General features: G+C 50.5%; 23 protein-coding genes. 1 reads left to right on the forward strand and 22 read right to left on the reverse strand.

Going from position 1 to position 23,214, the window contains the following annotated elements:
- Nucleotides 1–48: 48 nt before the first annotated feature.
- Nucleotides 49–1,179: a DUF3866 family protein gene (locus tag PG728_RS03010; RefSeq protein ID WP_270625745.1), complete on the forward strand. Its 1,131-nt coding sequence runs from the start codon at nt 49–51 to the stop codon at nt 1,177–1,179.
- 62 nt (nt 1,180–1,241) lie between these two features.
- Here the strand turns inward: PG728_RS03010 and hisG are convergent, their stop codons facing one another.
- The 22 genes from hisG to alaS all read right to left on the reverse strand — a co-directional run bounded on the left by hisG (nt 1,242) and on the right by alaS (nt 23,182).
- Nucleotides 1,242–2,087 (reverse strand): ATP phosphoribosyltransferase, encoded by an 846-nt coding sequence (hisG, locus tag PG728_RS03015; protein WP_072509657.1) that lies wholly within the window; start codon nt 2,085–2,087, stop codon nt 1,242–1,244.
- Nucleotides 2,088–2,094: 7 nt separating this feature from the next.
- A complete protein-coding gene (locus PG728_RS03020) occupies nt 2,095–2,358 on the reverse strand; it encodes a phosphoribosyl-ATP diphosphatase (protein ID WP_270625747.1) in 264 nt (87 codons plus the stop codon).
- A 171-nt stretch (nt 2,359–2,529) separates the two neighbouring features.
- The gene (gene rpe, locus PG728_RS03025; RefSeq protein ID WP_270625749.1) at nt 2,530–3,195 is read right to left on the reverse strand and encodes a ribulose-phosphate 3-epimerase; all 666 of its coding nucleotides are present in this window, start codon (nt 3,193–3,195) and stop codon (nt 2,530–2,532) included.
- A 2-nt stretch (nt 3,196–3,197) separates the two neighbouring features.
- Entirely contained in the window at nt 3,198–4,718 is a 1,521-nt protein-coding gene (locus PG728_RS03030; RefSeq protein ID WP_270625750.1) for an RsmB/NOP family class I SAM-dependent RNA methyltransferase, read from the reverse strand.
- Entirely contained in the window at nt 4,715–5,671 is a 957-nt protein-coding gene (gene fmt / locus PG728_RS03035; protein WP_270625752.1) for a methionyl-tRNA formyltransferase, read from the reverse strand. The genes PG728_RS03030 and fmt overlap by 4 nt, the downstream gene beginning before the upstream one ends.
- A gap of 65 nt (nt 5,672–5,736) precedes the next feature.
- On the reverse strand, nt 5,737–7,821 hold the full coding sequence (locus PG728_RS03040) for a primosomal protein N' family DNA-binding protein (protein ID WP_270625754.1): 2,085 nt from the start codon (nt 7,819–7,821) through the stop codon (nt 5,737–5,739).
- Complete coding sequence (coaBC, locus tag PG728_RS03045) at nt 7,818–9,029, reverse strand: bifunctional phosphopantothenoylcysteine decarboxylase/phosphopantothenate--cysteine ligase CoaBC (protein ID WP_270625756.1); 1,212 nt, start codon at nt 9,027–9,029, stop codon at nt 7,818–7,820. The genes PG728_RS03040 and coaBC overlap by 4 nt, the downstream gene beginning before the upstream one ends.
- A gap of 16 nt (nt 9,030–9,045) precedes the next feature.
- Nucleotides 9,046–9,312 (reverse strand): DNA-directed RNA polymerase subunit omega, encoded by a 267-nt coding sequence (gene rpoZ / locus PG728_RS03050; protein ID WP_072509650.1) that lies wholly within the window; start codon nt 9,310–9,312, stop codon nt 9,046–9,048.
- A 53-nt stretch (nt 9,313–9,365) separates the two neighbouring features.
- On the reverse strand, nt 9,366–9,923 hold the full coding sequence (gene gmk / locus PG728_RS03055) for a guanylate kinase (RefSeq protein WP_270625761.1): 558 nt from the start codon (nt 9,921–9,923) through the stop codon (nt 9,366–9,368).
- A gap of 88 nt (nt 9,924–10,011) precedes the next feature.
- Complete coding sequence (mihF, locus tag PG728_RS03060; protein WP_270625764.1) at nt 10,012–10,323, reverse strand: integration host factor, actinobacterial type; 312 nt, start codon at nt 10,321–10,323, stop codon at nt 10,012–10,014.
- Nucleotides 10,324–10,423: 100 nt separating this feature from the next.
- Entirely contained in the window at nt 10,424–11,278 is an 855-nt protein-coding gene (gene pyrF / locus PG728_RS03065; RefSeq protein ID WP_270625766.1) for an orotidine-5'-phosphate decarboxylase, read from the reverse strand.
- Nucleotides 11,279–11,287: 9 nt separating this feature from the next.
- Nucleotides 11,288–12,586: a dihydroorotase gene (locus tag PG728_RS03070; RefSeq protein ID WP_270625768.1), complete on the reverse strand. Its 1,299-nt coding sequence runs from the start codon at nt 12,584–12,586 to the stop codon at nt 11,288–11,290.
- A gap of 77 nt (nt 12,587–12,663) precedes the next feature.
- Nucleotides 12,664–13,104: a transcription antitermination factor NusB gene (gene nusB, locus PG728_RS03075; RefSeq protein WP_270625770.1), complete on the reverse strand. Its 441-nt coding sequence runs from the start codon at nt 13,102–13,104 to the stop codon at nt 12,664–12,666.
- A 6-nt stretch (nt 13,105–13,110) separates the two neighbouring features.
- The gene (gene efp, locus PG728_RS03080; RefSeq protein WP_270625772.1) at nt 13,111–13,674 is read right to left on the reverse strand and encodes an elongation factor P; all 564 of its coding nucleotides are present in this window, start codon (nt 13,672–13,674) and stop codon (nt 13,111–13,113) included.
- 86 nt (nt 13,675–13,760) lie between these two features.
- Nucleotides 13,761–14,288, reverse strand: coding sequence for a shikimate kinase (locus tag PG728_RS03085; RefSeq protein WP_072509643.1), 528 nt, complete (start codon nt 14,286–14,288; stop codon nt 13,761–13,763).
- 8 nt (nt 14,289–14,296) lie between these two features.
- The gene (gene aroB, locus PG728_RS03090) at nt 14,297–15,991 is read right to left on the reverse strand and encodes a 3-dehydroquinate synthase (RefSeq protein WP_270625774.1); all 1,695 of its coding nucleotides are present in this window, start codon (nt 15,989–15,991) and stop codon (nt 14,297–14,299) included.
- Nucleotides 15,988–17,199, reverse strand: coding sequence for a chorismate synthase (aroC, locus tag PG728_RS03095; protein WP_270625776.1), 1,212 nt, complete (start codon nt 17,197–17,199; stop codon nt 15,988–15,990). Before aroC ends, aroB begins: the two co-directional genes overlap by 4 nt.
- Nucleotides 17,200–17,292: 93 nt before the next feature.
- Nucleotides 17,293–17,937: a prepilin peptidase gene (locus tag PG728_RS03100; protein WP_270625777.1), complete on the reverse strand. Its 645-nt coding sequence runs from the start codon at nt 17,935–17,937 to the stop codon at nt 17,293–17,295.
- A gap of 16 nt (nt 17,938–17,953) precedes the next feature.
- Entirely contained in the window at nt 17,954–18,781 is an 828-nt protein-coding gene (locus tag PG728_RS03105; protein ID WP_270625780.1) for a shikimate dehydrogenase, read from the reverse strand.
- Nucleotides 18,769–20,025 (reverse strand): endolytic transglycosylase MltG, encoded by a 1,257-nt coding sequence (gene mltG / locus PG728_RS03110; protein ID WP_270625782.1) that lies wholly within the window; start codon nt 20,023–20,025, stop codon nt 18,769–18,771. The genes PG728_RS03105 and mltG overlap by 13 nt, the downstream gene beginning before the upstream one ends.
- Nucleotides 20,025–20,501: a Holliday junction resolvase RuvX gene (gene ruvX, locus PG728_RS03115; RefSeq protein ID WP_270625784.1), complete on the reverse strand. Its 477-nt coding sequence runs from the start codon at nt 20,499–20,501 to the stop codon at nt 20,025–20,027. Before ruvX ends, mltG begins: the two co-directional genes overlap by 1 nt.
- On the reverse strand, nt 20,501–23,182 hold the full coding sequence (gene alaS / locus PG728_RS03120) for an alanine--tRNA ligase (RefSeq protein WP_270625786.1): 2,682 nt from the start codon (nt 23,180–23,182) through the stop codon (nt 20,501–20,503). Before alaS ends, ruvX begins: the two co-directional genes overlap by 1 nt.
- Nucleotides 23,183–23,214 lie beyond the last annotated feature (32 nt).

Genomic DNA, 23,214 nt, shown 5'->3' on the forward strand with positions numbered 1-23,214 from the left:
CCTGTTTATTATCCACGCGGTCACCTAGACTTCGCTTAGGATAAAAATATGATGCTACGTGAGGGACAGGTGGAAGCTGTCCATGACTTTAAGGGGTCTCAAGAGCTGACGGTGACCATAACCGCTTGCCCCGATAATGCGGAACAATTTTTTATAGGACAAAAAGTGCAGGTGCTTTCCTACCCGCAGCTAATCGGAAAAATTCTTTGCGGCGATAGGGTGCGTTTTGACTGTTCACCATTGCAGAGAAACCTGGGGACTGGTGGATTTGGACTGGTAACCTCCCTTTGTGAGCGTCTGCCCGCTGATGAACTTCCCGCCAATGACGGTCACATTATGAAAGCGCGCTATAGTCCCAGTCAATACCTGGTTTCGGCGCTGGAGGAGCAACAATCTCCCTGGCATGAATCAATGAGCCGGGCAGAAAACCTTGAGGGGATGCCGGTGGTGGGGATTGATTTACATTCCCAGTTACCGGCGGTAATCGCCGGAATCAGAGCAGAAAATCCCGGCGCAAAAATCGTCTATGTATATACCGATGGCGGCGCGCTTCCCGCATTTTTTTCGAGAAACATTTCGCTCTTACGCCAAAATCAATGGCTAGCCTCAGTAATTACTGCTGGGCAGGCTTTCGGTGGCGACTTAGAAGCAATCAATACCTTTTCCGCCCTCTTAGCCGCTCAACACGTCCTAAAAGCCGATATTGCGATTGTGGGGCAAGGGCCGGGTAACGCCGGTAGCGGCACTCCCTTTGGGTATTCCGGTTTCGACCTTTCTGCTTTCCTCACTCAGGCTGCTTTAGGAGGAGGGCGTCCTATCTGTGCCTTGCGGATTTCTAAGGCTGATGCTCGTCCTCGCCATCAGGGAATCTCTCATCATAGCCTCCGGATTTTGTCGGGGTTTGTGCCGGTTGCTCTCACGGTGCCATTTCCGGTGTTTTGTGGCGAGGGCGGGGGGCAAGCCGAACTGATTGAAGCGGATTTTTCAAAGCTACTAGAACAGCAAAGTCGGCTTATTAGCTCCCATCATGAGTTAAAACGGTGTTCTACGGTTGGGCTTTACGCAGCGCTATCGACCTGTCCGGTGAAACTTTCAACTATGGGTCGCTCCCTAGGCGAGGATAGTGCCCAGTTTTTATCGGCGGCGGTTGCCGGGCGAGTAGCAGCGCAAATGCTGTAATTGGTTCCTAGAAAAGGATATTGCTTTAGAAAAGCCGCTCCCCAAGCGAAGCAAAACTATAGTTAGATACGGGCGGAAAGTAGCTGGGTAACCAAAATCCCCTGTGCTCCTAAGGCGGCCAGCTTATCAACCACCCCATGTACTTCACTACGCTTACACATAGCGCGTACCGCTAACCAGTGAGAATCTTGCAGAGAAGAAATCGTAGGGGAAGAGATTCCGGGAGTAAAATATACTGCCTGTTCTAACTGATCCCTTTGTACATTGTAGTCAAGTAACACGTAGTTGCGGGCGGTTAATACCCCGCCCAGACGCTGCCGGAGAACCTCTAGACCTCGGCGAGTTACCGATTGCGGATTGGCAATTAGCACCGCCACCGACTTCATTACTGGTTCCCCAAATACTTCCAGCCCGGCAGCGCGCAAGGTATTGCCAGTTTCTACCACATCAGCAATCGCATCTGCCACCCCCAAACGCACCGCTGACTCTACCGCTCCATCGAGATGAACAGTAGTTGCCTCCACCTGATGTTCAGCCAGGTAGTCTTGCATAATTCGGTCAAAAGAGGTAGCAATCCGTTTGCCTTGCAAATCGTGGACACTGCTCATAGTGCCTTTAGGGGCTGCTAGACGGAAGGTAGAAGCCCCATAGCCCAGTTCGCACACCTCGGTAGCTTTAACCCCAGAGTCTGCTAATAAATCTCGTCCGGTGATGCCAGCATGGATATATCCAGCACCCACGTATTGGGCAATATCGCGCGGCCGGAGGAAAAAAATTTCCACCTGATTGTTGTGATCAACAATATGTAGTTCCCGACCACGACGGCGGGTACGATACCCGGCCTCGGAAAGAAGCTTTATTGCGGGTTCTGACAAACCACCCTTATTTGGGACAGCTATACGTAACATATTTTCCCTAGAGTTTACGGTAGACATCTTCGAGGCTAACCCCTTTAGCAATCATCATTACTTGAGCATGATAGAGCAGCTGGGAAACTTCTAAACAAAAATCATCCCGGCTTTCATATTCGGCTGCCATCCAGGTTTCAGCGGCTTCCTCTACCAGTTTTTTGCCGATTTGGTGTACCCCGGCATCGAGTTCTTTAACGGTTCCAGAACCTTGGGGACGTTCATTAGCTTTAAGTTTCAGTTCGGCAAATAGGTCTTCAAAACTTTTCATATCTTCAAGGTTAGTTGGTTTCAAAAAATAATGCGCAAACAATTCATTATCGTGGTGAATAAGCGCTGTCCTAGTTTTCTAAACCGGTTAAGTCGGATAGTTTATTTCAGAATCGTTAAAGAATAAATGTCCGATAACCGGTCTGTTTATACCGATAAACCATTCCCCGCTTTAATGATTTAAATGGTGATTAGCGATTTGGCGTAACTGTTCGACCTCGTTAAAAGCATCATCAGCCTTATATACCGCTGAGCCAGCCACAAATACATCTGCCCCGGCTTCGGCGGCTTTAGTAATGGTTTCCCGGTTGATTCCCCCATCAACTTGCAAAGCTACCTGCAAATTTGCCGCAGAAATAGCTTTGCGGGCACGGCGTACTTTACCCATCATGGATTCTAAGAACGCCTGTCCCCCGAAGCCGGGCTCTACGGTCATCACCAAGAGCATATCCAGTTCACTAAGCAAATCAATATAGGGGGTAATATCGGTAGCCGGTCGCAGCGCCATACCAACTTTCGCTCCCTGGGCACGAATTTCACGAGCTAAACGGATAGGGGCAATAGCGGCTTCGGCATGAAAAGTAACCGAGGCACAGCCAACCTCGGCATAGGCAGGAGCGTAGCGATCGGCGTCCTCGATCATTAAATGCGCATCTACCGGCAAAATATTTTCCCGAATAACTGCCTCTACTACCGGAAGTCCCCAAGATAAATTAGGAACAAAATGGTTATCCATCACGTCCACATGGGCATAATCGGCGTTCCTAATTTTTTTGATTTCACTAGCTAGATTGGCGATATCGCAGTTAAGAATTGATGGAGAAATAGTAACTCCCATAGTTAAACCCCTTTTCGGTTTTTCGCGATTAGCACAGCAAACATCGCGTCACTGCTGTGAATATGAGGCCAAAGTTGCAGGTATTTATCTGCGCACCCTAGTCCGCTTGGCCAGGTATCAGCTGCGATCAGCTGACCTATGGCAACCTTTAAATCTAAAAGTTGTCCGTCACCGCGTTCTTTCAAAACTCGCTCTACCAGGAAAGTGGTTTCTGCCGGATGCGGAGAACAAGTAGCGTAAATAACCAGGCCACCCTCACGGCATACGTCCAGGGCACGACCGAGTAGTCGTGCCTGCAAGGCGGTGATTTCGGGAATCGTTTCATTGCGGGAACGGTAACGTGATTCTGGGTGACGGCGCAGCGCCCCCAATCCGGTACAGGGAGCATCCACGAGAACCCGGTCAAATCCCCCCTCACGGGAGGGAAAATCTGTACCATCTTTACATACAACTTCGACGTTATCTAGAGCCTTAACCGAATCTTCCACCAGTTTTGCGCGGTGAGGACTGATTTCGTTGGCGAAAACCTTTGCCCCGCGTTCTCGTCCTAAAGCCGCCATTAATGCGGTCTTACCACCCGGTCCGGCACATAAATCCAGCCAGATTTTATCGCGACCGCTCAGCGGATATTCAGCAGCTAAACCGGCTATTAACTGAGAACCCTGGTCTTCTACTGCTGCCTGTCCGTTAATAACTGCCTCTAAATCCGCTGGGTCTCCCCCGGACACAATTAACCCCCAGGGGCTAAGAGTAGAATAGGCTACGTCTTGTTCGCTTTCTTCAACCCTATCCGCCAAGTCTTCGCGCTCAATCAATCCGGGTCTAGCCACTAGATTTATATAGGGAGGACGATTATTGGCTGCAAGCAGCGCCTCAAGGCTAGCGTCATCAGCGGGAATCTCGGCTCCCAGCTTCTGATGCTCGCTGAGCGCGGCGCGGTAGGCGGCGATAATCCAAGCTGGATGGGAATAGCGCCTTGCTAAGCGAGCAGTAGGACTTAAGGAATTGAGTCGGCGTTGCAGCTCGTCCTCACCCAGGCGCAGAGCCCCCCGTAAAACCCCGTTTACCAGTCCCGCTGCTCCCTGATTGACTTCTTGTTTCGCCAAATTAACCGATTCATTAACCGCAGCATGGGTGGGAACTCGCATATTTAACAATTGATGAAGCCCCATTCGCAAAATCACCAACAGCGGTTTTTCCAGTGCAGCTACTGGGCGCGAGGAGCATTGTTCAATTATCCAGTCATAGTAGCCCTGACAACGCAGGGTTCCATAGGTCAATTCGGTAGCAAAACCGGCATCTCGCCCGCCAATCTGGGCACGGGTTAGCCTGGGCGGAAGTAACAAATTAGCGTAGGATTCCCGGGTCTCGACCGCCAGTAACACTTGGTAAACCAGGGTACGTACCCGGTCGGTTTGTGCTTGCCATTGCGTTGAATTACTCGCTTTTCTTTGCGGGCGTTTGACATACCGATTGCCCCGCGAGTTGGAAGATTGGCGTTTTTGAGGATATTTTTGCCTCACAAATCCCCCTCTGAACAGCTCGGTAGGGCGAAGAAAAATTCGTTGCCGTAATGCTGCCCGCGTCCCCAAGCATCTGCAGCCATTTCTTTTTTCCCGGCTGGAGTCACAAAAGTCAGTTTCACATCGTTAGTTGCTGTCCCTACCGTGACCTCGTGTTTAGTTATCTGTACCTGTCCAGGCGATAAAGTATTGTGATCTTTCATTTCAATTGCCGGATAAATAGTAATCCGCTTGCCATCAGGCAATACCGTCCATGCCCCCGGTTGAGAAGTAAAGGCACAAATCATATCTAAAACTGCCCCTGCCTCTTTATTCCAGGGAATCTGGGCATCGGCTTTGCTGAGCAAAGGTGCATAGCTGACCCCTTGACTAGATTGGGGGTGAGCTTTGGGAGTTCCTCCCTCTAAAGCCTTAAGTACGTGCGGAAGCAATTTAATTCCACTGTCGGTAAGGCGTTGTAAAAGCAGGTCGGCAGTAGTTTGCGGAGCGACCCTAATCGGATCGACCGCGTAGATAGGGCCGGTGTCCATGCCCTCATCTATCTTGAAAATGCTGACCCCGGTTATTTCTTCCCCCGCAATTCTTGAATGTTGTACCGGGGAGGCTCCGCGCCATTTCGGTAGCAGGGAATAATGCAGGTTTAGCCATCCATAGGGAAAAACTTCCAGCAAATCTTTAGGAATCAGCAGACCATAAGCCACTACCACCGCCACATCTACCTGCATTTGCGCAAAATCGGGACGCTGCTGAGCGTCTTTTAGAGAGGAGGGGGTGTAGACCTTTATGCCAGAGCGTTCGGCTAACTGGGCAACCGGAGAAGGGGTGAGTCTGCGTCCTCGCCCCGATTTAGCGGGAGGACGAGTTAGCACTGCAACCACTTCATGCTCGCTGGAAAGCAAATATTCCAAGACAGGTACTGCACTGGCGGGAGTACCGGCAAATAAGACACGCATATTCTTAATGCTATCAGTTAAGAAACTTCCTCAGGACATAGGGCAAGGATGTTTGCAAGGGAAAGCTAGAAGTCATACGGATCAACCTGTACTTTGACAGGCTCCCATTTTTTTCGGGAAGCCAGAGCCTGTAGGCGGCTAAGCTCGGCGCGTAGCTCTTCGCCTTGGTCTAGACGGGCGCGCACTATTACCTGCCAATCATTTCCAAAGCGAACTGGCTCTATAACTTGCATATCCGGAAAGTTTGCGCAGGCTAATAGCTGATTAAGGGTGTCTTTACTGGCGCGAATGGCTGCCATAGCTGCGGTGGGAGGGATTCCCACTTCAGCTCGTTCTTGAAGTTCTTTACTTGCCCACTCGCGAAATGTTCGCCGCTTAAAAGTGGTAGCAAGATACTCCCCTGGGTCGCCGCTGAGCATGATTTTGCCCTTTGCTGCCACTTTAGCTCCCAGATTTGCCCAGCGGCGCAGGGTTTGTTCCCCCGCCCAAATACGGTCAAGACTTATGAGCATTCCCGCATCTAATAGCAGCGCTCCCGCGTATCCGTTGCTGGCAACCGGTTCTTGATCCACCGTGGCCACTACCAGGGTCGGTTTAGTCCCAATGGGAGGTAAAGAATTATCAGCGTCACAATTGATAACTGGAATTTTGGGGAACGCAGCGGCGAGTTCCCTGCCGATACGCTGATGCCCGCGCACAGCTGCTCGAGCTTGCTGCGCCCCGCAGTTAGGACAGCGGAAGAAGAATGAATGACCACAACTGGGGCACAGGTAGTCATCCCCTCTTTGTTCTACCTGCCCCAAGCATTTTGGACAGCGCAGCGGAGCTGAACAGCGGGCGCAACTTAAGGCTTTTCGTCCTCCTCTTCGCCCTACCTGCACTAAAACCGGGCCATTTTCCAGGCAGCTTCGCAAAAACTGGATAGCGGTGGAGGAAATAGGGGTACGCCCGATAGATAAATCATCGCGTTGTTCATAATCAGGGGTAAAAATCTTGGGGAGCAGCACTGGAGTATTATTCATAGCTAGCTCACTAGCCCAAGAAGATAGCACTAAGGCTTGAGCTTGGGGAGAACGAGAGTAGCTACCTAATATCAGTGAACATTTTTCACTGTTTGCCCTCATCATTGCGACTTGGCGGCTATGCCAGTAGGGCGCGGTTTGCTCTTGATAGGTTTCAGCGTTCTCGTCCCAAATCAGTAGCAGCGAAATCCTTTTTAGGGGGGCAAAAATGGCTGAGCGGGTTCCTACCACTAGGCGCGGATGGTTAAAACGGCACTGAAGATATGCCTGGTAGTGCCTGCCGCTAGATTTTTCAAAAAAGTATTTTAGGGGTGAGGGCGCATTAGCACCCTGGCTGGCGCTCCAATAGGAGCAAAACTCGCTAGCTTGGCGAGCAGTAGGGAAAAGACACAGGACGCTTCCCTTCGCTTTCAAAGCCACGCTGACTAGCTCACTAATCTGGTTAAAAGGAGCTACCCTATTAGGTTCGGGAATCGCCGACCAGACTACTCGTGCCAGGCGTTTATTTGCCAGCGAATCTAGCAATCCTTTTCCTTGGGGATAGTTTTCTATTTTGGGTTCGTCTCTTACGCTAAGGCAGTTAGTCTCCTGGCAGGGGGCTTCTCGGCTGGTCAGCGGCATTACCGGGGCAAAGTTGTTAGTAAAAAACTCTTTTTCTATCCCTGCCCGGCGATTAGGAATCGCCTGGTTTAAGACTTGAGAGATATTTCCCGCGTAACGGCTGACCACCTGCTGAGCAAGCTGGAAGGTTTTAGGTGAAACTAGCCCTCTGTCGCTAAGCACGCGACTAATAGGACGCAGGCGTTGCGAGGTTGCTTCTGGAGGTCGAATGTCCTTTACCCAGGCGTGCACCAGTTTTTCTCCAATCTTCACGCTTACCAGGCTGCCAATACGGGTTTTGCCTGCTAGGCGGGGCGGAATGGTGTAGTCAAGACCAATTGCGAGATGAAATACGGGAGTATCAGGGATTACTCTGGCAATGGAATCAGTGTTTTTCCATTTCCCAGCGGGTTTATCCGGTAAAGGAAGTAGCTCTTGCTGGTGACCGCGCTTGGTTTTACCCTCCTGGCGACTGCGTATCTGGGCGAGGGGGTCAAGGCCGCTCCAGCGCGGCATTTGATCTTTCACTGGCTATGCTGACCAATCAGGGACACAATCTGCGGGGCTATCTCAGATTTTTCTCCCCGGAACTGTCCGATTTCATTGCCTAGTTGATCAACTGCGCTAACCTGGGTGGCGGTGTCGCCAAATCCAGCTGTTTGACCGACTTTGTTGATAAAGAGAATATCGGCTCCTTTACGGCGAGCCTTTTCTTTGCCTAAATCTAAAACTGTTTCCCAAGATCCGGTCTCGGCGGCAAAACCGGTAACTATTTGTCCTGGCTGTTTATGTTCTGCTAGGTAAGCCAAAATATCGACCGTGGGACACAGGGTTAAAGAAAACTCGCCTTTTTCAGGTGTTTTCTTGATTTTTTGGGTTTGAAACTCTGCCGGTTTATAGTCAGCTACCGCGGCCGCCATCACCACTACCTGCATATTGGGTAAATACTTTGTAGCCGCGTTATACATTTCGGTGGCGGTGGGGGTGGGTAGAACTCTCACGCTATTGGGTAAAGCAGCCAGCACCTGAGGCTCTATATTAGCGGCCAACAAGGTAACGTTCGCGCCTTGCAGTCCAAAATGGCGAGCAATTTGAACCCCAAAAATCCCGGAGGAACGATTACCTAAGAAACGTACGGGATCTAGAGGTTCGCGGGTTCCCCCAGCGCTAACTAATACGTTCTTTCCTTGCCAGGGTTTAGGTGAAAGCAGGGATAAAATCTGCTCTACTATGCGATCTTCGCTAACCAGCCTGCCTAAACCGACATCCCCACTGGAAAGCTCTCCTAGGTCTGGACCAATGAAATGGACTCCGCGCCTCTTTAACAACTTCACGTTTTCTTGGGTAGCCGGATTATTCCACATATTGGTATGCATGGCGGGAGCCAGCAACAAGGGACAATCAGCAGCTAAAACCACGTTAGTTAGCATGTCATTGGCTAGACCGTGGGCTATACGTGCCAAAACATTAGCAGTGGCTGGAACCACAGCAATTAAATCCGCGTCCCTGGCAAGTTCTATATGTCCAACCCCTGTGCCCGGTTCATTAACTTGAGTGTAAACCGGATTTCCCGAAAGCGCTTGCCAGGTGAGCGCTCCTACCATTTCGAGAGCAGCGGGCGTGGGTATCACCCATACGTCAAATCCGGATTTACTGAGGGCGCGCACAACATTAGTTGCCTTATAGGCAGCGATTCCTGCTCCGACCCCAATAATAACCCGGCGGCGCTTAGACATAACCTAGCTCGTCCTATTAGGACTCGTCATGCTCTTTAAGATTGAGTGCACCTTTGTCTATTTCCCGCAGGGCAATACTTAAGGCTTTATCTTCGGGATTGCAATCAATCAAGGGGCCGGGAGTAGAAAACATTCCATCAGCAATCTCAAGATTGTAGGTGTTAATCTGGCGTGCCCGCTTGGCAGCATAGACCACCAAGGCATATTTGGACTCAACCTTTTCCAATAGGTCATCTATTGGGGGGTTAGTAATTCCCTCCGGGCTAGCAACAGTACCCGACATATTGTCCTCTCATTTCTTAACTTCACGGCTAAGCCGCATCTTCACAAAAAATCTTACGCTATTCCCATCAGGGCTGCTAGTTCACGCGCCGCCTGTTCGGGTTGATTATTAATCACAATGTGTTCAAATTCGCCCGCCGCCGCCAATTCGGTTTTTGCGGTTTCAAGCCGACGAGCAACTTCAGCTTCATCTTCAGTACCTCTACCGCGGAGCCTCTCTTCGAGGACGTGCTCATTGGGTGGGCTAAGGAAAATGAAACAAGCCTGGGGATAGCTTTGGCGTATCTGGCGGGCACCCGCCAGGTCTATCTCTAAAATAACGTCCCGTCCCAAAGCGAAATGGCGGTTAATCTCAGAACGTAAAGTTCCATACCGTGCCTTACCATGAACGGTGGCCCACTCTAAAAAGCCGTCTTGGGCAATAAGCTCCTCAAAACGCGCATCCGATAGAAAGTGATAATCAATGCCATCCGTCTCCCCGGGGCGGGCCTGACGGGTAGTAGCAGAGATTGCCACCTGAAGGTGCGGATAAGTCTTCCTTAGCGCTTTGAGAACGGTTCCTTTCCCCACCCCGGACGGACCGACCAATACATATAACTGAGACTTTGCCATAGCTGTCTGCTCCCCTGGTATCTAACATAATAGTGTGGGACCCAAAATAATTTTGGATCCCACACTGTTATTTGCTTTAGAGCTGTTCTTAGCCGAAGCGGCGAACTAGCTCAGCGCGCTGGTGCTCACCTAGACCGCGGATACGGCGAGACTTGGCGATACCAATCTCTTCCATGACGGCGGCAGCGGTGGTAGCGCCCACGCGAGGCAGAGCTTCAAGCAGAGCCTGAACTTTCATCTTGCCCAAGTAAGGATCATCTTGAGCTTTTTTGATTACTTCAGACAGGGTTAGTTCCCGGTTCTTCAGCTTCGCCTTCGTTTCCGCACGAGCCTTACGAGCCATAGCGGCTTTTTCCAAAGCCTGTGCACGCTGTTCGGGAGTTAAAGAAGGAAGTGCCATTTAGTATTTACCTCTTCATCTAGATTTATGGGATAACAACACGAAAAAGATTAGTTGTTTCTATCTATTTAAGCCAAACCAACAAGCGAGTTTTGCCAGTTCACTTGCGAAAAATATCACTCATTTGCTCGGTTATTTGTCTTGCAGCCGCCTGCAAAGCGGGAACTTTAGGGCCGGCGGAAGATATTCCCCGCGAAGTCGATGCCAGAACTCGGTAGGCGCTATCACCGAAAATTCTTTGTATATCTGCTGGTTGCGCCCCTTGTGCTCCAATTCCAGGCGATAAAATAGATCCGGAAAAGGAAGAAAAATCTATTCCTAAATCTTTGGCAGCTTCTCCGGTGGTAGCGCCGACAACCAAACCAATATCCCCAATGTGACCTTGATTACTATTGAGGGTATTTGTCTGTTCAGCCTGTGAAATTATGTCCGCCGCCACGCTTTTACCAGTGGCACACCTGGCGTGCTGCACTTGGAATCCCTCGGGATTAGAGGTTAGAGCGAGCACATAAACTCCCCGGTTATTTTCACGCGCTAACTCTAAAACCGGCGATAAAGATCCATAACCTAAATACGGAGAAACCGTAATCGCATCTGCCGAAAGCGCCGACCCGTCCTCTAAATAAGCCCTGGCATAACCGGTCATCGTAGAGCCGATGTCTCCGCGTTTAACATCTAAAATGCTAAGTAGATTCGCCTTCCGGCAAGCTGTAAGTACCTCTTCAAGAACCGCGATTCCCCGCGAACCAAAGCGTTCAAAAAACGCCGATTGTGGTTTAACCACCGGTACCTGCCCCGCCATTGCTTCCACCAAGGTTAAAGCAAAAGTACGCAGCCCCTGCACGCTATCTGACAAACCCCAGGCTGCTAACTGGGAAGGGTGAGGATCAATCCCCACGCAAACATTACCTAACCTGGTCATTGCCTGCTCTAGGCGAACTCCATAGCGGCTCATGTCTCCTCCTTAAAACTGTAACTGTCCGTTAGTAACTGTGAGTTTTCCGCGATAGCAGGTGTGCTGGATAGCCCCCACCAGTTCTTTACCTGCAAAGGGGGTGTTATTTGAGCGAGAAACCTGGCTATCCCGGCTAACCTGCCAGGAGGTATCTGGGGATACAAAACACAGGTTTGCCTGTGAGCCGGTCGCTATCATTTCACCTTGCCCTAGAGCCTTCCCCACTTTTGCGGGAGTAATAGACATTACCCGAGCCACATCAGCCCAGGTCATTTGGTTAGTGCGTACCATCAAAGTCGATATCACCGGCAAGGCAGTTTCCAGCCCAATCATTCCGAAAGCGCCACATTCAAAATCGCAGTCTTTAAGCCGATCCGGATGCGGGGCATGATCGGTACCAACCAAATCAATAGTGCCATCAGCTAAAGCAGTGCGCAGCGCTTGAACATCACTTGCAGAGCGCAGAGGGGGATTAACTTTGAAAAGCGCCGCTCGCCCTTTTAGCTCATCTTCGCTAAGGAATAGGTGATGCGGGGTGACTTCCGCCGTAACCTTGGCTCCCTGTGCCTTACCCCAACGCACCAGCTCCACCGCGCGGGCGGTGGAAAGGTGGCAAATATGTACGCGAACATCCAAATAAAGAGAAAGCAAAATATCGCGGGCAATAATCATTTCTTCCGCTACGCCCGGCCAGCCTTTCAAGCCTAGTTCTTTCGCCAGGTAAGACTCGTTCATTTGAGAATCTTCCGTTAAACGTGGCTCTTGACAGTGCTGGGCGATTACTCCATCAAAATCGCGGAGAATCTCTAGAGCCTGACGCATCAAAAGCGGATCAAAAACGCATTTCCCATCATCACTAAAAACATTTACCTTTGCTCCGCACTCATGCATTGCTCGCAGCTGGGAAAGCTCTTTACCTGCCAAATCCTTGGTAACCGCTCCTACCGGATGAACGTCTACTCTACCCGCTTGCCGACCCAGGTTAAGAACCTGTTCTACCACCTGGGGACAATCTTGGGTGGGAGTGGTATTGGCCATAGCAAAAACGCAGGTATATCCACCTTTAGCGGCCGCAGCCGTACCGGTATCTACGGTTTCAGCATCTTCTCCGCCTGGTTCGCGCAAATGAGTATGTAAATCCACAAGTCCCGGCAGAGCAATTAGACCGTTGGTATCAATCTCTAGCGCAGTCGATTCTTTGGGCAGGGACAAATCGACACCTACCCGGCGGATTTTATCACCCTCCACCAAAATATCGGCGCGGTCTTTGCCCAGTATGCTTGCCCCGCGGAAAACTATTGCGCTCATGGCAACCTCCTAAAATCTATTCTCCCAGGTAGGTGAGGACGGATTCAGGTAGCTAACCAATAAGAAAGCCCATCACCTCAGCCGGTTTCACTGGCATGCCCAATCGCATCGAGCACTGCGTTAATAAAAGCCGGAGAGTCCGGAGTTGATATTGCCCGCGCAGTACCTACCGCCTCGTCTACCGCAATCTTCCAGGGTACATCGTCATTGTAGAGGATTTCCCAAACTGCACAGCGTAAAATCGCCAAGTCCGGTTTAGGCATCCGATCCAAAGCCCAATCCTTTGAGTATTGGCTGAGGGTCATATCAATATCGAAAAGCCGATCAGCCACCCCATTAACAATTTCCGCTGAATAGTCAGGCAAGGTGGTTTGTGCCGTGCTTAGCTGCCTACGTTCAGCCACTAGCTGACGTAAATCTTCCGGGTCTTCATCAAGACCTTTTAGATTCGCTTCATAGACGGTATCAACTGCCCGTCGGCGCGCTTTAGTACGCCGAGATAGTCGATTCTTGGACACTGGCTGCTAGTCCTTGACCCGGGAAATGTAGTCACCGGAACGGGTATCGATTTTAATCTTTTCGCCCTCTTCAATGAAAAGAGGAACTTGCACTTCGTAACCGGTTTCTACGGTAGCTGGTTTAGTTCCTGCCGAGGAACGATTGCCTTGCAGCCAAGGTTCGGTGTGGGTAATCTGCATGACTACCGATGCCGGTAGCTCTAGGAACAGAACCTGCCCGTCATGGAAGGCCACTACTGCGCGTTGGTTTTCAATCAGGAAGTTCTTCGCATTTCCTACAATTTCAGTGGAAATCATTACCTGTTCATAGGTGTCATCGTCCATGAACACGAAATCGGTTCCATCTTGATACAGGTAAGTCATATCCCGGCGATCAACGGTCGCGGTTTCTACCTTTACCCCGGCATTAAAGGTGCGATCTACGGTTTTACCGCTCAGTACGTTCTTAATCTTGGTGCGCACGAAAGCCGGACCTTTACCCGGTTTTACATGCTGAAACTCGACAACCTGCCACAACTGGTTATCAATTTTTAGTACCAGACCATTCTTCAAATCATTTGTTGTCGCCAACTTAACCCCCAAAAAGTCTCAATAAATCGTTTCTACTCTACTTCAGGAGGGCGGTTGATAAAAAATAGATACCTCTAGAAGGGTTTTTACTCCTTTATACCTAGGACGGCAAGCACTTTTTCAAGCACCTGTTCAACTGATAAATCGCTAACTTCCAGGGGAAGGGCTTGCAATCGCTGCCAATTTTCGCGGCGAGCTTGTCCCATTTGCCTCAGCCAGGTTCTAGGCATCCCCAGTCCTAGGGAACGAGGACGATTCAGACCCGCTCTATCAGCCATAGTTGCTAAATCAATCACCAATTCGAGTATTTCCCGCCCCGGTAGCTCCTGTAGCTCGCGTAAAGTGAGGGGGTTGTCCAGTGCTCCAGAACCGCAATCTACGATGATATCTTCTCGCCTGTTCTCAGTTAATAGGGCGTGCATTATTTCTCGTTCTACCTGACGGAATCGCTCTTCTCCAGCTGAAATTAGTGCTGAGTGCCGGGGTAAACCCAGCTGGGCAGCAACTAAAGTATCAGTAGAAACCAGTTTCCACCCGAGTTTATCTGCCAAAAGACAAGCAATAGTGGATTTGCCGCTACCCGGTAAACCAATTAGGAATACTTTTCTGCCCACGGATTCCCCTATTTAGATACGACTGTGAGCGGGACGCTGGTCGAGAAGTTCTGATTTACGGCATTGAATGCTGTTTGTAACAGCTCATAGTCGCGCAATGGTCTAACGTGCACTAGAGCGTCACTGCCGGTTAGCACCATTCGGACTACTCCCCCGCGGACTTTTTTATCGGAGGCCATGATTTTAACTAGCTGGTCGAAAGAATAATCTGGGCAACAAGTCGGTAATCCCAGAGCCGCTATTTGACGGCGTTGAGCCTGCCCTTCCCGAGCAGATAGTAAACCTAATTCTTGGGCTACCTGGGAGGCAAACGCCATCCCGACAGCGACTGCTTCCCCATGTAACACCTGGTAGGAGCTAGCTTTCTCGATAGCGTGAGCCAGGGTGTGTCCATAGTTAAGACACTCGCGCATTCCACTTTCTTTCAAATCTTCGCTAACAACCCGGGATTTGACCGAAATAGCTCTGCTAATAACCTCTTCAAAAACATCTGGTTGGCGGATAAGATTCTCAACTGAGTTTTCGCTCAATAGCTTCAGAATTAATTTGTCGGCAATAAAACCGCATTTAATTACCTCTGCTAAACCGGCACGCAGATGCCGAGGAGGTAAAGAATTCAAATAATCTAACTCGCAAAGGACAGCGCGCGGCGGATAAAACGAACCCACCAGATTCTTACCCACCGAAGTGTTAATCCCGGTTTTTCCCCCAACCGCGGCATCAACCATTGCCAGCAAGGAGGTGGGAATGTTTATTAGGTCAATACCGCGCAGCCAGGTCGCGGCGCCAAAGCCCCCCATATCGGTGGTTGCTCCTCCCCCCAAAGCCACCAGCGCGTCCTCACGCGAAAAATGGTTCTCCCCCAGGCAGCGCCAAACATCTTCAACTACCCGAATATTCTTTGCCCCTTCCCCATCGGGGTGTTCAAACATTACTACCGGGTGTCCCTCCTGAGTAAGCGCGTTTTGGAGACGGCGGGCGTTAGCAGAAAGTGGGGGCGGAAACAGTAAAAAGACCTTACGAGCAGGATTTTCCAGCACTTGGCGAATCCTAAAGATAGCCCCGTGACCTACCGTAACCTCATATCCGTTAGCGGAAGTTACCGGGATTATGCGCTGACCATTTGCTTTAAGCGGTAGCAAATCCCAGGAAGAAGATAAATCGTAACGGCAATCGGTGTTTGTGTCGGTGGCGAGCCCTAAAGCCTTAATCACTTCGTTAGCTACTTCCTCAATGCTTCCATCAGCAAGAATCGTGAGGGTGGCTGTAGCTAAGTAGGTCTGCCGACGTTCGTCCTGCAGTTTTGCTATCGTGGTGGCGGTATCAGCTACGTCCGCTAATAGGGGACGTTTTGAATCTTTTCCGAGGCGTGCTGCTGCCTGCTGCGGGCTTACGTCTAAGAAAACTACCACTTTGTTTTTCAGAGCGTTGCAGGTTTCGCTGCGAGTAAGGGCTCCTCCCCCTAAGGAAACAACTCCGGTATTACTGCCTAATATTTGCCCGGTAACGGTTACTTCTAAATCCCGAAACCCCTCTTCGCCCCGCGAGGCAAATATCTGCGGAATCGACATCGATAATTGCTGGGAAATAACTTGGTCTACGTCCTTAAAAGAAAGCCCTAGCCGGGTTGCTACAACCTGGCCAACCGAAGTTTTTCCGCTGCCCGGCAGACCGATAAATACTATTTGCTTTGGGTAGCTCATACTCTGGCCTCCACTCGCTGGCGGTATGCCCGCAGATTCTCACGAACTTGCTCCAGGGAATACCCGCCTACATGCTCTAAAAGTGCATCTGCAAGCACCAATGCCACCTGTGCCTGGGCGATTACCGCCCCGGGAACTACCGCGCAAGTATCAGAGCGCTGATGAATCGCTTGACACGGCGTTCCGTTTGCTAAATCAACAGTGCTCAAAGCCCTAGGAACCGTCGAAATTGGTTTAAATTCGCAGCTAACGCGAACTATCTGTCCATTGGACATTCCGCCTTCAATTCCGCCGGCATGATTCGAGGTGCGGGTAATTTCGCCGGTTTGTCCCCGTATTATTTCGTCATGAGCCTCAGATCCCAGCAGATACGGCTGCGTACCATCCCCGATTTTCACAGTTTTTACAGAGGGAATCGACATTAGCGCTCCCGCAATGCGGGCATCTAGGCGACGATCTGCTTGTACGTGACTACCTAAACCTACCGGCACGGCGTAGGCGGCCACCTCAACCGTTCCCCCAATGGTGTCCCCATTTTGCTGTGCCCCATCTATCTGGGCAATCATTTCTTTACTGACCTGCGGGTCGGGGCAGCGCACCGGGTTATCTGCCAGCAGCGCGGCTTCTTCTACGGTTGGAATTGGGTGTTTAGCTGCTAGCGAGGCTTTACCTATCGAAGACACATAGGAGACCAGTTCAATCCCGGCTGCCTGTTTCAAAAACTCTTGGGCGAAAGCTCCCAGCCCTACCCGCATTGCGGTTTCCCGGGCACTGGCTCGTTCTAACACCGGTCGGGCATCATTAAGATCATAGGCGAGCATTCCCGCAAAATCGGCGTGTCCGGGGCGAGGGCGAGTCAAAGGTTTATTGCGGGCTATCTCGCGCTCATCGCCCTTTCCAGCGTCAATAGTTAGCGCTTGCGCGGATACCGGATCCGGGCTCATCACGGTTTCCCATTTTGGCCATTCGCTATTTTCTATTATCAGCGCAATCGGCGCACCAGTAGTTACTCCCCGAATGACTCCCCCTACCATCTGCGCTTTATCTTGCTCAAACTTTTGACGTGCACCCCGTCCGTATCCTGCCCGGCGAGCCGCCAGATAGTTTTGCACGGTGGCGGTAGTAATTTTTATCCCCGCGGGTAATCCGTCCAGGATTCCAACCAGGGCACGTCCATGGGATTCTCCCGCACTCATCCATCGCAACATGCCCCTATTTTGTCACGGAAGCTGCTATGCGAGCTTCAGCTTTCCACCAATAGGGAAATCATGGGAGCTATCCCCTTACAAACTGGGTCTTTTTTAATGAGGAATTAGCAGTAACGCAATATAGCTAGCGGTCAATACCCACGGGCCGAGCGCTAAACGCGTGCTAGCATTTGCCCCTCTTCGTAGCACCAGGTATATTGCCCAAAGTCCGCTACCAGCAATCGACAAAATCCCCATCAAGAGCAGACAATGCCAGGAAACGCAGGTAACTAAACCTACCAATACCGGAATAAGTCGCAAATCTCCTACTCCGATTCCGCGACGCACAAAAGTTCCCGGTAACAGCAGAATAAATGAACCTATAGAAACGATAAGAGCATATGCAGGTTTTTCCCACTGCCCCGTCATGAAACCCGACAAGATTACTGCCCCTATCGATAACGCCAGGAAAGCTATAGTCATCGAGCGGGGTAGCTTTTGGGTGGCAGCATCAATTACCAAAAGGACCGGACCGAGAGTTAAAAGAGGAAATAGCAGCAGCAGGTTAATCGAACCGAAACGTAAAATTACTGCGCTTCCTACGGCAACCGCGGATAGTAGACCGATTACCCAGGGTTTATTCCAGAATGCTCTCGCTCGCCCAGAAAGGCGAAAATACTTTTCTACCTTGGGTAATCCATAAGCTAGATTTCCAATTCCCGCACAGATTAGTGCCAATATGAAAACTAAAATCTGCATCTGTTCCCTTTCATCCCTAAAAGATTGCCTTTCGCATAGCTTCCAGGTTCGGGGTACGGGAGGTAAATAGTTTAACCTGCATTAATGCTTGATGTAGCAGCATTACTTTTCCTGATACGGTGCAGGCTTTGGCGCCTGAGGCTCTTTTCATTAGGAGCGTAGGAGACGGGTCGTAGACAATATCTAGCACGGTTTGAGCGGGGTTAAAAGTAACCGTTTCATAAAACTCATCTAGCACTTCGCGAGGAGTAGTAGAAATAATTAAATCTGCATTTTCAATGGTTTCGCGGGCTTTAGCCTTCGCGGATAACGGAATATAGCCAGGATTTATTCCCAAGCGGGTTGCTGCTTGCAACGCGTTACCAGCCTTGGATATTCTGCGGGCTAGTAGGTTAATCTTGGTTGCTCCCAGCTCTACTACTGCTGCAAGGGCAGAGGACGCGGTTGCCCCTGACCCCACAATTACGGCTTTTTCGGGGCTGAAATCTGGGCCCTTTACCTCTTTAATCGCTGCCACCAGACCATACACATCGGTGTTAAATCCGGCGGTGATTCTTCCGGGGAAAGGCACTACGGTATTGACCGCACCTACCGCTTTCGCCAGCCCATCAACTTGAGATAACAAGGGTGTAATTGCCTGTTTTAGGGGCATAGTTACCGACAGTCCTACCAGGTTTTCTGGCCAGGGAGTTAGGAAAGATTCCAAGCTATCCTTAGTTATTTCCAAGCGGCGATAATCAATATTCAGCCCCAAATCTCGATAGGCAGCCAAATGCAAATTGGGTGAAAGTGAATGTTTAATCGGAGAACCGATTACCGCTGCCCAGGGACTTAGCGTTTGCATCTATCTGAGTTTTGGTCACACCACTGCTTGAGTTGCTCCACATTCTTGCGTTGTTCATCCAAGGTGAGAGCAAACTTGGTTTCTCCGGTATCTAGATTAACCGTAGTGAAATATAGCCACTTGCCGTCAGCCGGTTTCACTGCGGCTTTCAAGGCGGCATCGCCCACTGTGCCGATTGCACTGGGAGGAAGACCCTTATGCTTATAGGTATTGTAGGGCGTATCTTTAGCTAGGTCTTCTTTATTGGGAATACCGCCGGAGCGTCCTAGTCCGTAAACTACGGTCGAATCCATCTGTAAATATCCGTGGGTATCTGGGTTATCTTGCAGGCGGTTATCGATTACCCGGGCAACCTGTGCGTAATATTTTTCAAGATTTACTTCTTTTTCCAAGATTGAAGCTTTTATCAACACGGTGGCGCGTTCCTCGGGCGCTACCCCAGCAGTATCAAGCCGTTTAATCTGGGCTTTTACCATAATTGCGACTAAGTCTTTAGCGCTTTGATTAGTAGCCACAGTGTAGGTATCGGGAGCTAACCAGCCTTCAAAAGACTCTTCGCTTTGACCGGGAATCCCGTAATCTGCGGGATTAGCAAATGCTTCCTGTATTTGCTCGGTGCTAAAACCAGCGGTCTGTTTTAGTCGGGCTTTAATTTGTTTGAGGGTAAACCCGGGAGGAATTGTGACCTTAACATCGGCTTTTGATGCGGGATCCAGTAGCATAGCTAAAGCTTCCCTAGCAGACATCCGCTTGTGCATACGAAAACGTCCGGCCTGTACCCCTTGCGCTAGCGAGTTCTTCTTAAAAATACTCGCAAATACTTCCGCGTCTGCAATTACGCCTTGTTTTTGTAGAATTTGCCCGATGGTTTTACCGGATGCGCCCGCGGGAATTTCGATGATCACTTCCCCAGATCCCTTGCCTTCGTAATCCTCCCCACTGGAGAATATCCCGGAAACTCCCCCTAATTCTTGGGCAGCAATCACCGAAGCTCCCGTAATTAAACCGATAATCACTAAAATTACCGCGATAGTTATCGTGCGCTTCTTACGTTTAGCTTTACGCCGGGCACTCCGACCCGAGGGCGCGGCGGAATGATTTTCCTGGGGTTCAGATTCCTGCTCCCAATAGCTATCGAGTTCTGCGCCTGGCGCAGCTGGAGATGAAGGAGACTCTGTCGATTTCTCGGCACGACGAGAGGGAAAATGCCGCGTTGGCGGATTAGGTTCTAACTCCCGACTCATTAGGCCTCCTCGCATTCGGGTACGCTACCGAGTGGCTTTCCGGGAGCTTTCCCGGTTTGTCGCTCTATATTTAGCGCTTGTTCCAATATCACCACCGCAGCCTGTTGATCAACGACGCTCCGCTGTTTGCGTCCTCTCATACCAGCAGACTGTAACTGTTGATGAGCACTTACGGTGGTGAGTCTCTCATCTACAAGTCTTATATTACAAGTCGGTAACAACTGTTCCAACTCGGCACCCCATGAGCGCACGTCAGCGGCATTTTTACCCTCTTTTCCGCTGAGTAAGCGAGGCAGACCAATTATGATTTCCTTGGCATCATATTCCGTTGCTAGCTGGGCAATCCGAAATAGTTCTTGTCCACCGTCACGGTAAACAGTCTCCACCGGCAATGCCAAGATACCTGCCGCATCGGAGCGAGCCACCCCGATGCGGTTAGTACCTAAATCAATCGCAAGTCTAACACCCGGCCGCATCAGCTATTGGCAATCTCGCGTTCAATGGCTTGCAGCGCCTCACCAAGTTTACCAGCATCTTTACCGCCACCTTGAGCCAAATCGGGGCGTCCTCCTCCCCCGCCTCCCATGGTTTGAGCAGCGACCTTCACCAAATTTCCGGCTTTAAGTCCCTTCTCCCGGGCACTAGGGGTAGTAGCAACTACCACTGAGGGACGGTCTTTAAAGATGCCTCCCACTGCCACTACCGCATTTGCGTCATGTAGATGTTGGCGCAGCGCTTCGGCTAGTACCCTCAGGGCTTCCCCCGGCACGTGACCGGCATTGAAGCTGATTACTCGCTTTCCTGCAATCTCTTTGGCAGAGGCTGCTAATTCCCCTACCCGCGATAAGAGATTTTCTTGCTGTAAGCGGTTTAGTTCTTTCTGTGCGTGGCGTAAGCGAAGTAGCGCATCATCAATTCGAGCCGGAATCATCTCCGGTTTAGTACCCATAATTTTGGCGATTTGGGTAATAAGTTCATGCTCTTTTGCCTGAAAATCAGCGGCTTTATCTGCTACTAGCGCCTCAATTCGTCTCACCCCTGACCCGATAGAGCTTTCAGACATGAGAACTACCTGTCCCAGGTATCCGGTGGTTGGCATATGGGTACCGCCGCAAAGCTCGCGATCCCAACCGTTGCCAATATCGACTACCCGCACTTCTTGACCATATTTTTCCCCGAATAACGCGGTAGCACCCGACTTTTTCGCGTCCTCTAAAGACATAATCTCGGTATTAACCGGCAGGTTCTCACGTAGCTGATCATTAATCCGGTCAAAAATCTGCTCGGTTTCACCATCGCTTAGAGATTTACCATGGTGGAAATCGAAACGTAGCCGGTTTTCGTTATTTTCACTGCCTGCCTGGGTGGCTTGAGCACCTAAAGTCTCTTGCAGAGCTTTATGGAGCATATGAGTTGCGGTATGGGAACGGGCAATGGCTTGACGGCGAGCGGTATCAATCGCGGCCACTACCTCGTCGCCCACGGTGAGCTGTCCCGAAACTAGCTGACCTCGATGTACCCGCAGACCCGCAACCGGGCTTTGCACGTCCTCTACCTTGAATTTTGCTCCTTGGAAAGAACGGATCGTGCCGTGGTCAGCAAGCTGTCCCCCCATTTCCGCATAGAATGGGGTGGCATCCAAAACGACTTCAACATTGCTTCCCGATTCGGCAGTCGGAACCGCCTGTCCATCGGCTAAAAGCCCGATAATTCTGGCGTTACAAGTGTCTTCTGAGTAGCCTACGAACTCTACTGCGTGCCCTAGTTCGTTTTCTAACTCGTGGTAAATACGAGCATCGACGTGACCGGTTTTCTTGGTACGGGCATCTTCGCGCGCCCGGTTCTTTTGTTCCTGCATCAAGGCAGTGAACTTCTCGCGATCGACCTTGATACCTCGCTCTTGCGCCATTTCGATGGTCAAATCAATCGGGAATCCATAAGTATCATGCAAAGTAAAGGCATCTTTACCTGAAAATAGCTTTTCGCCACTTTGTTTAACCTGGGATACCGCTTGATCAAAAATCATGGTACCCGATTCTAAAGTGCGCCTAAAAGCGTCTTCTTCCTCGTAGGCAACGGTAGAAATAGTTTTCCAGTCGCTGTCTAGATTCGGGTAGGATGACGCCATTACCTGCTTTGATACTGGCAGAAGCTCGGGGAATACTGGTTTTTCTACCCCCAAAAGGCGCATAGCCCGTACCACCCGGCGAATCAGGCGACGCAGCACGTAGCCGCGTCCATCATTTCCGGGACGCACCCCATCCCCAATCAGCATCAAAGCGCTGCGTACATGGTCAGCAACTACCCGCATCCGAATATCATCAGGGTTTTTAGAGGTTTCCCCTTGGGTGTATTGTTTCCCCGACAACTGTTGCGCCTTTTCAATCACCGGGAATACCTGGTCAATCTCGTACATATTGTCTTTGCCTTGCAGCAAGAACGCGAGACGTTCTAGACCTAACCCAGTATCAATGCATTTCTTATCTAGTTCACCCAGCAGCGGATAATCTTTTCCCGCTCCTTCACCGCGCAGGTATTGGTCAAATACCAAGTTCCACAGCTCTAGATAGCGATCGCCACCGGTATCAACTTCTGGACCGCCCTCGGGACCATAAGCGCTGCCTCGGTCATAGTGGATTTCTGCACACGGACCGGCAGGACCGGGCTGTCCGGTATCCCAGAATATCTCCTCTCGCGGAAGTTTTTGCAGGTGAGCGGGATCAATGCCGATTTGTTTTAGCCAAACGTCCTCGGCTTCGTCATCCTTTTCCCAAATCGTGACCCAAAGTTTGTCGCCATCTAGACCGTATTTTCCTTCGGCAACCGACCCAGTGAGCAAATCCCATGCCATTTTGGAAGCGCCCTGTTTGAAATAGTCGCCAAAACTAAAGTTGCCACACATTTGGAAGAAGGTGCCATGCCTGGTAGTTTTCCCAACTTCTTCAATGTCGTTGGTGCGGATACATTTTTGTACGCTGGCAACCCGCGGCCAAGGAGCCGGCTCGGTGCCCACAATATAGGGAATAAAGGGAACCATCCCAGCGATAGTGAACAGAATCGATTTATCTGGGGACACCAGGGGAACGGAATCTGCTAAATGATGATTTTGTTTTGCGAAATAGTTGAGCCAACGGGAACGAATCTCAGAAGTTTGCATTATGCCTCGTAATCTAGATAGGGAGGACGATT

This window comes from Varibaculum timonense, from assembly GCF_027694345.1.
In the GTDB taxonomy this organism is placed as follows: Bacteria; Actinomycetota; Actinomycetes; order Actinomycetales; family Actinomycetaceae; genus Varibaculum; species Varibaculum timonense_A.

What these genes read in the sequence shown, in the direction of transcription:
- PG728_RS03010 (WP_270625745.1), top strand. Translation starts at nt 49, where the DNA reads ATGATGCTACGTGAGGGACAGGTGGAAGCTGTCCATGACTTTAAGGGG.
- hisG (WP_072509657.1), bottom strand. Translation starts at nt 2,087, where the DNA reads ATGTTACGTATAGCTGTCCCAAATAAGGGTGGTTTGTCAGAACCCGCA.
- PG728_RS03020 (WP_270625747.1), bottom strand. Translation starts at nt 2,358, where the DNA reads ATGAAAAGTTTTGAAGACCTATTTGCCGAACTGAAACTTAAAGCTAAT.
- rpe (WP_270625749.1), bottom strand. Translation starts at nt 3,195, where the DNA reads ATGGGAGTTACTATTTCTCCATCAATTCTTAACTGCGATATCGCCAAT.
- fmt (WP_270625752.1), bottom strand. Translation starts at nt 5,671, where the DNA reads ATGCGTGTCTTATTTGCCGGTACTCCCGCCAGTGCAGTACCTGTCTTG.
- coaBC (WP_270625756.1), bottom strand. Translation starts at nt 9,029, where the DNA reads ATGTCTAAGCGCCGCCGGGTTATTATTGGGGTCGGAGCAGGAATCGCT.
- rpoZ (WP_072509650.1), bottom strand. Translation starts at nt 9,312, where the DNA reads ATGTCGGGTACTGTTGCTAGCCCGGAGGGAATTACTAACCCCCCAATA.
- gmk (WP_270625761.1), bottom strand. Translation starts at nt 9,923, where the DNA reads ATGGCAAAGTCTCAGTTATATGTATTGGTCGGTCCGTCCGGGGTGGGG.
- mihF (WP_270625764.1), bottom strand. Translation starts at nt 10,323, where the DNA reads ATGGCACTTCCTTCTTTAACTCCCGAACAGCGTGCACAGGCTTTGGAA.
- pyrF (WP_270625766.1), bottom strand. Translation starts at nt 11,278, where the DNA reads ATGAGCCGCTATGGAGTTCGCCTAGAGCAGGCAATGACCAGGTTAGGT.
- PG728_RS03070 (WP_270625768.1), bottom strand. Translation starts at nt 12,586, where the DNA reads ATGAGCGCAATAGTTTTCCGCGGGGCAAGCATACTGGGCAAAGACCGC.
- aroB (WP_270625774.1), bottom strand. Translation starts at nt 15,991, where the DNA reads ATGAGCTACCCAAAGCAAATAGTATTTATCGGTCTGCCGGGCAGCGGA.
- aroC (WP_270625776.1), bottom strand. Translation starts at nt 17,199, where the DNA reads ATGTTGCGATGGATGAGTGCGGGAGAATCCCATGGACGTGCCCTGGTT.
- PG728_RS03100 (WP_270625777.1), bottom strand. Translation starts at nt 17,937, where the DNA reads ATGCAGATTTTAGTTTTCATATTGGCACTAATCTGTGCGGGAATTGGA.
- PG728_RS03105 (WP_270625780.1), bottom strand. Translation starts at nt 18,781, where the DNA reads ATGCAAACGCTAAGTCCCTGGGCAGCGGTAATCGGTTCTCCGATTAAA.
- mltG (WP_270625782.1), bottom strand. Translation starts at nt 20,025, where the DNA reads ATGAGTCGGGAGTTAGAACCTAATCCGCCAACGCGGCATTTTCCCTCT.
- ruvX (WP_270625784.1), bottom strand. Translation starts at nt 20,501, where the DNA reads ATGCGGCCGGGTGTTAGACTTGCGATTGATTTAGGTACTAACCGCATC.
- alaS (WP_270625786.1), bottom strand. Translation starts at nt 23,182, where the DNA reads ATGCAAACTTCTGAGATTCGTTCCCGTTGGCTCAACTATTTCGCAAAA.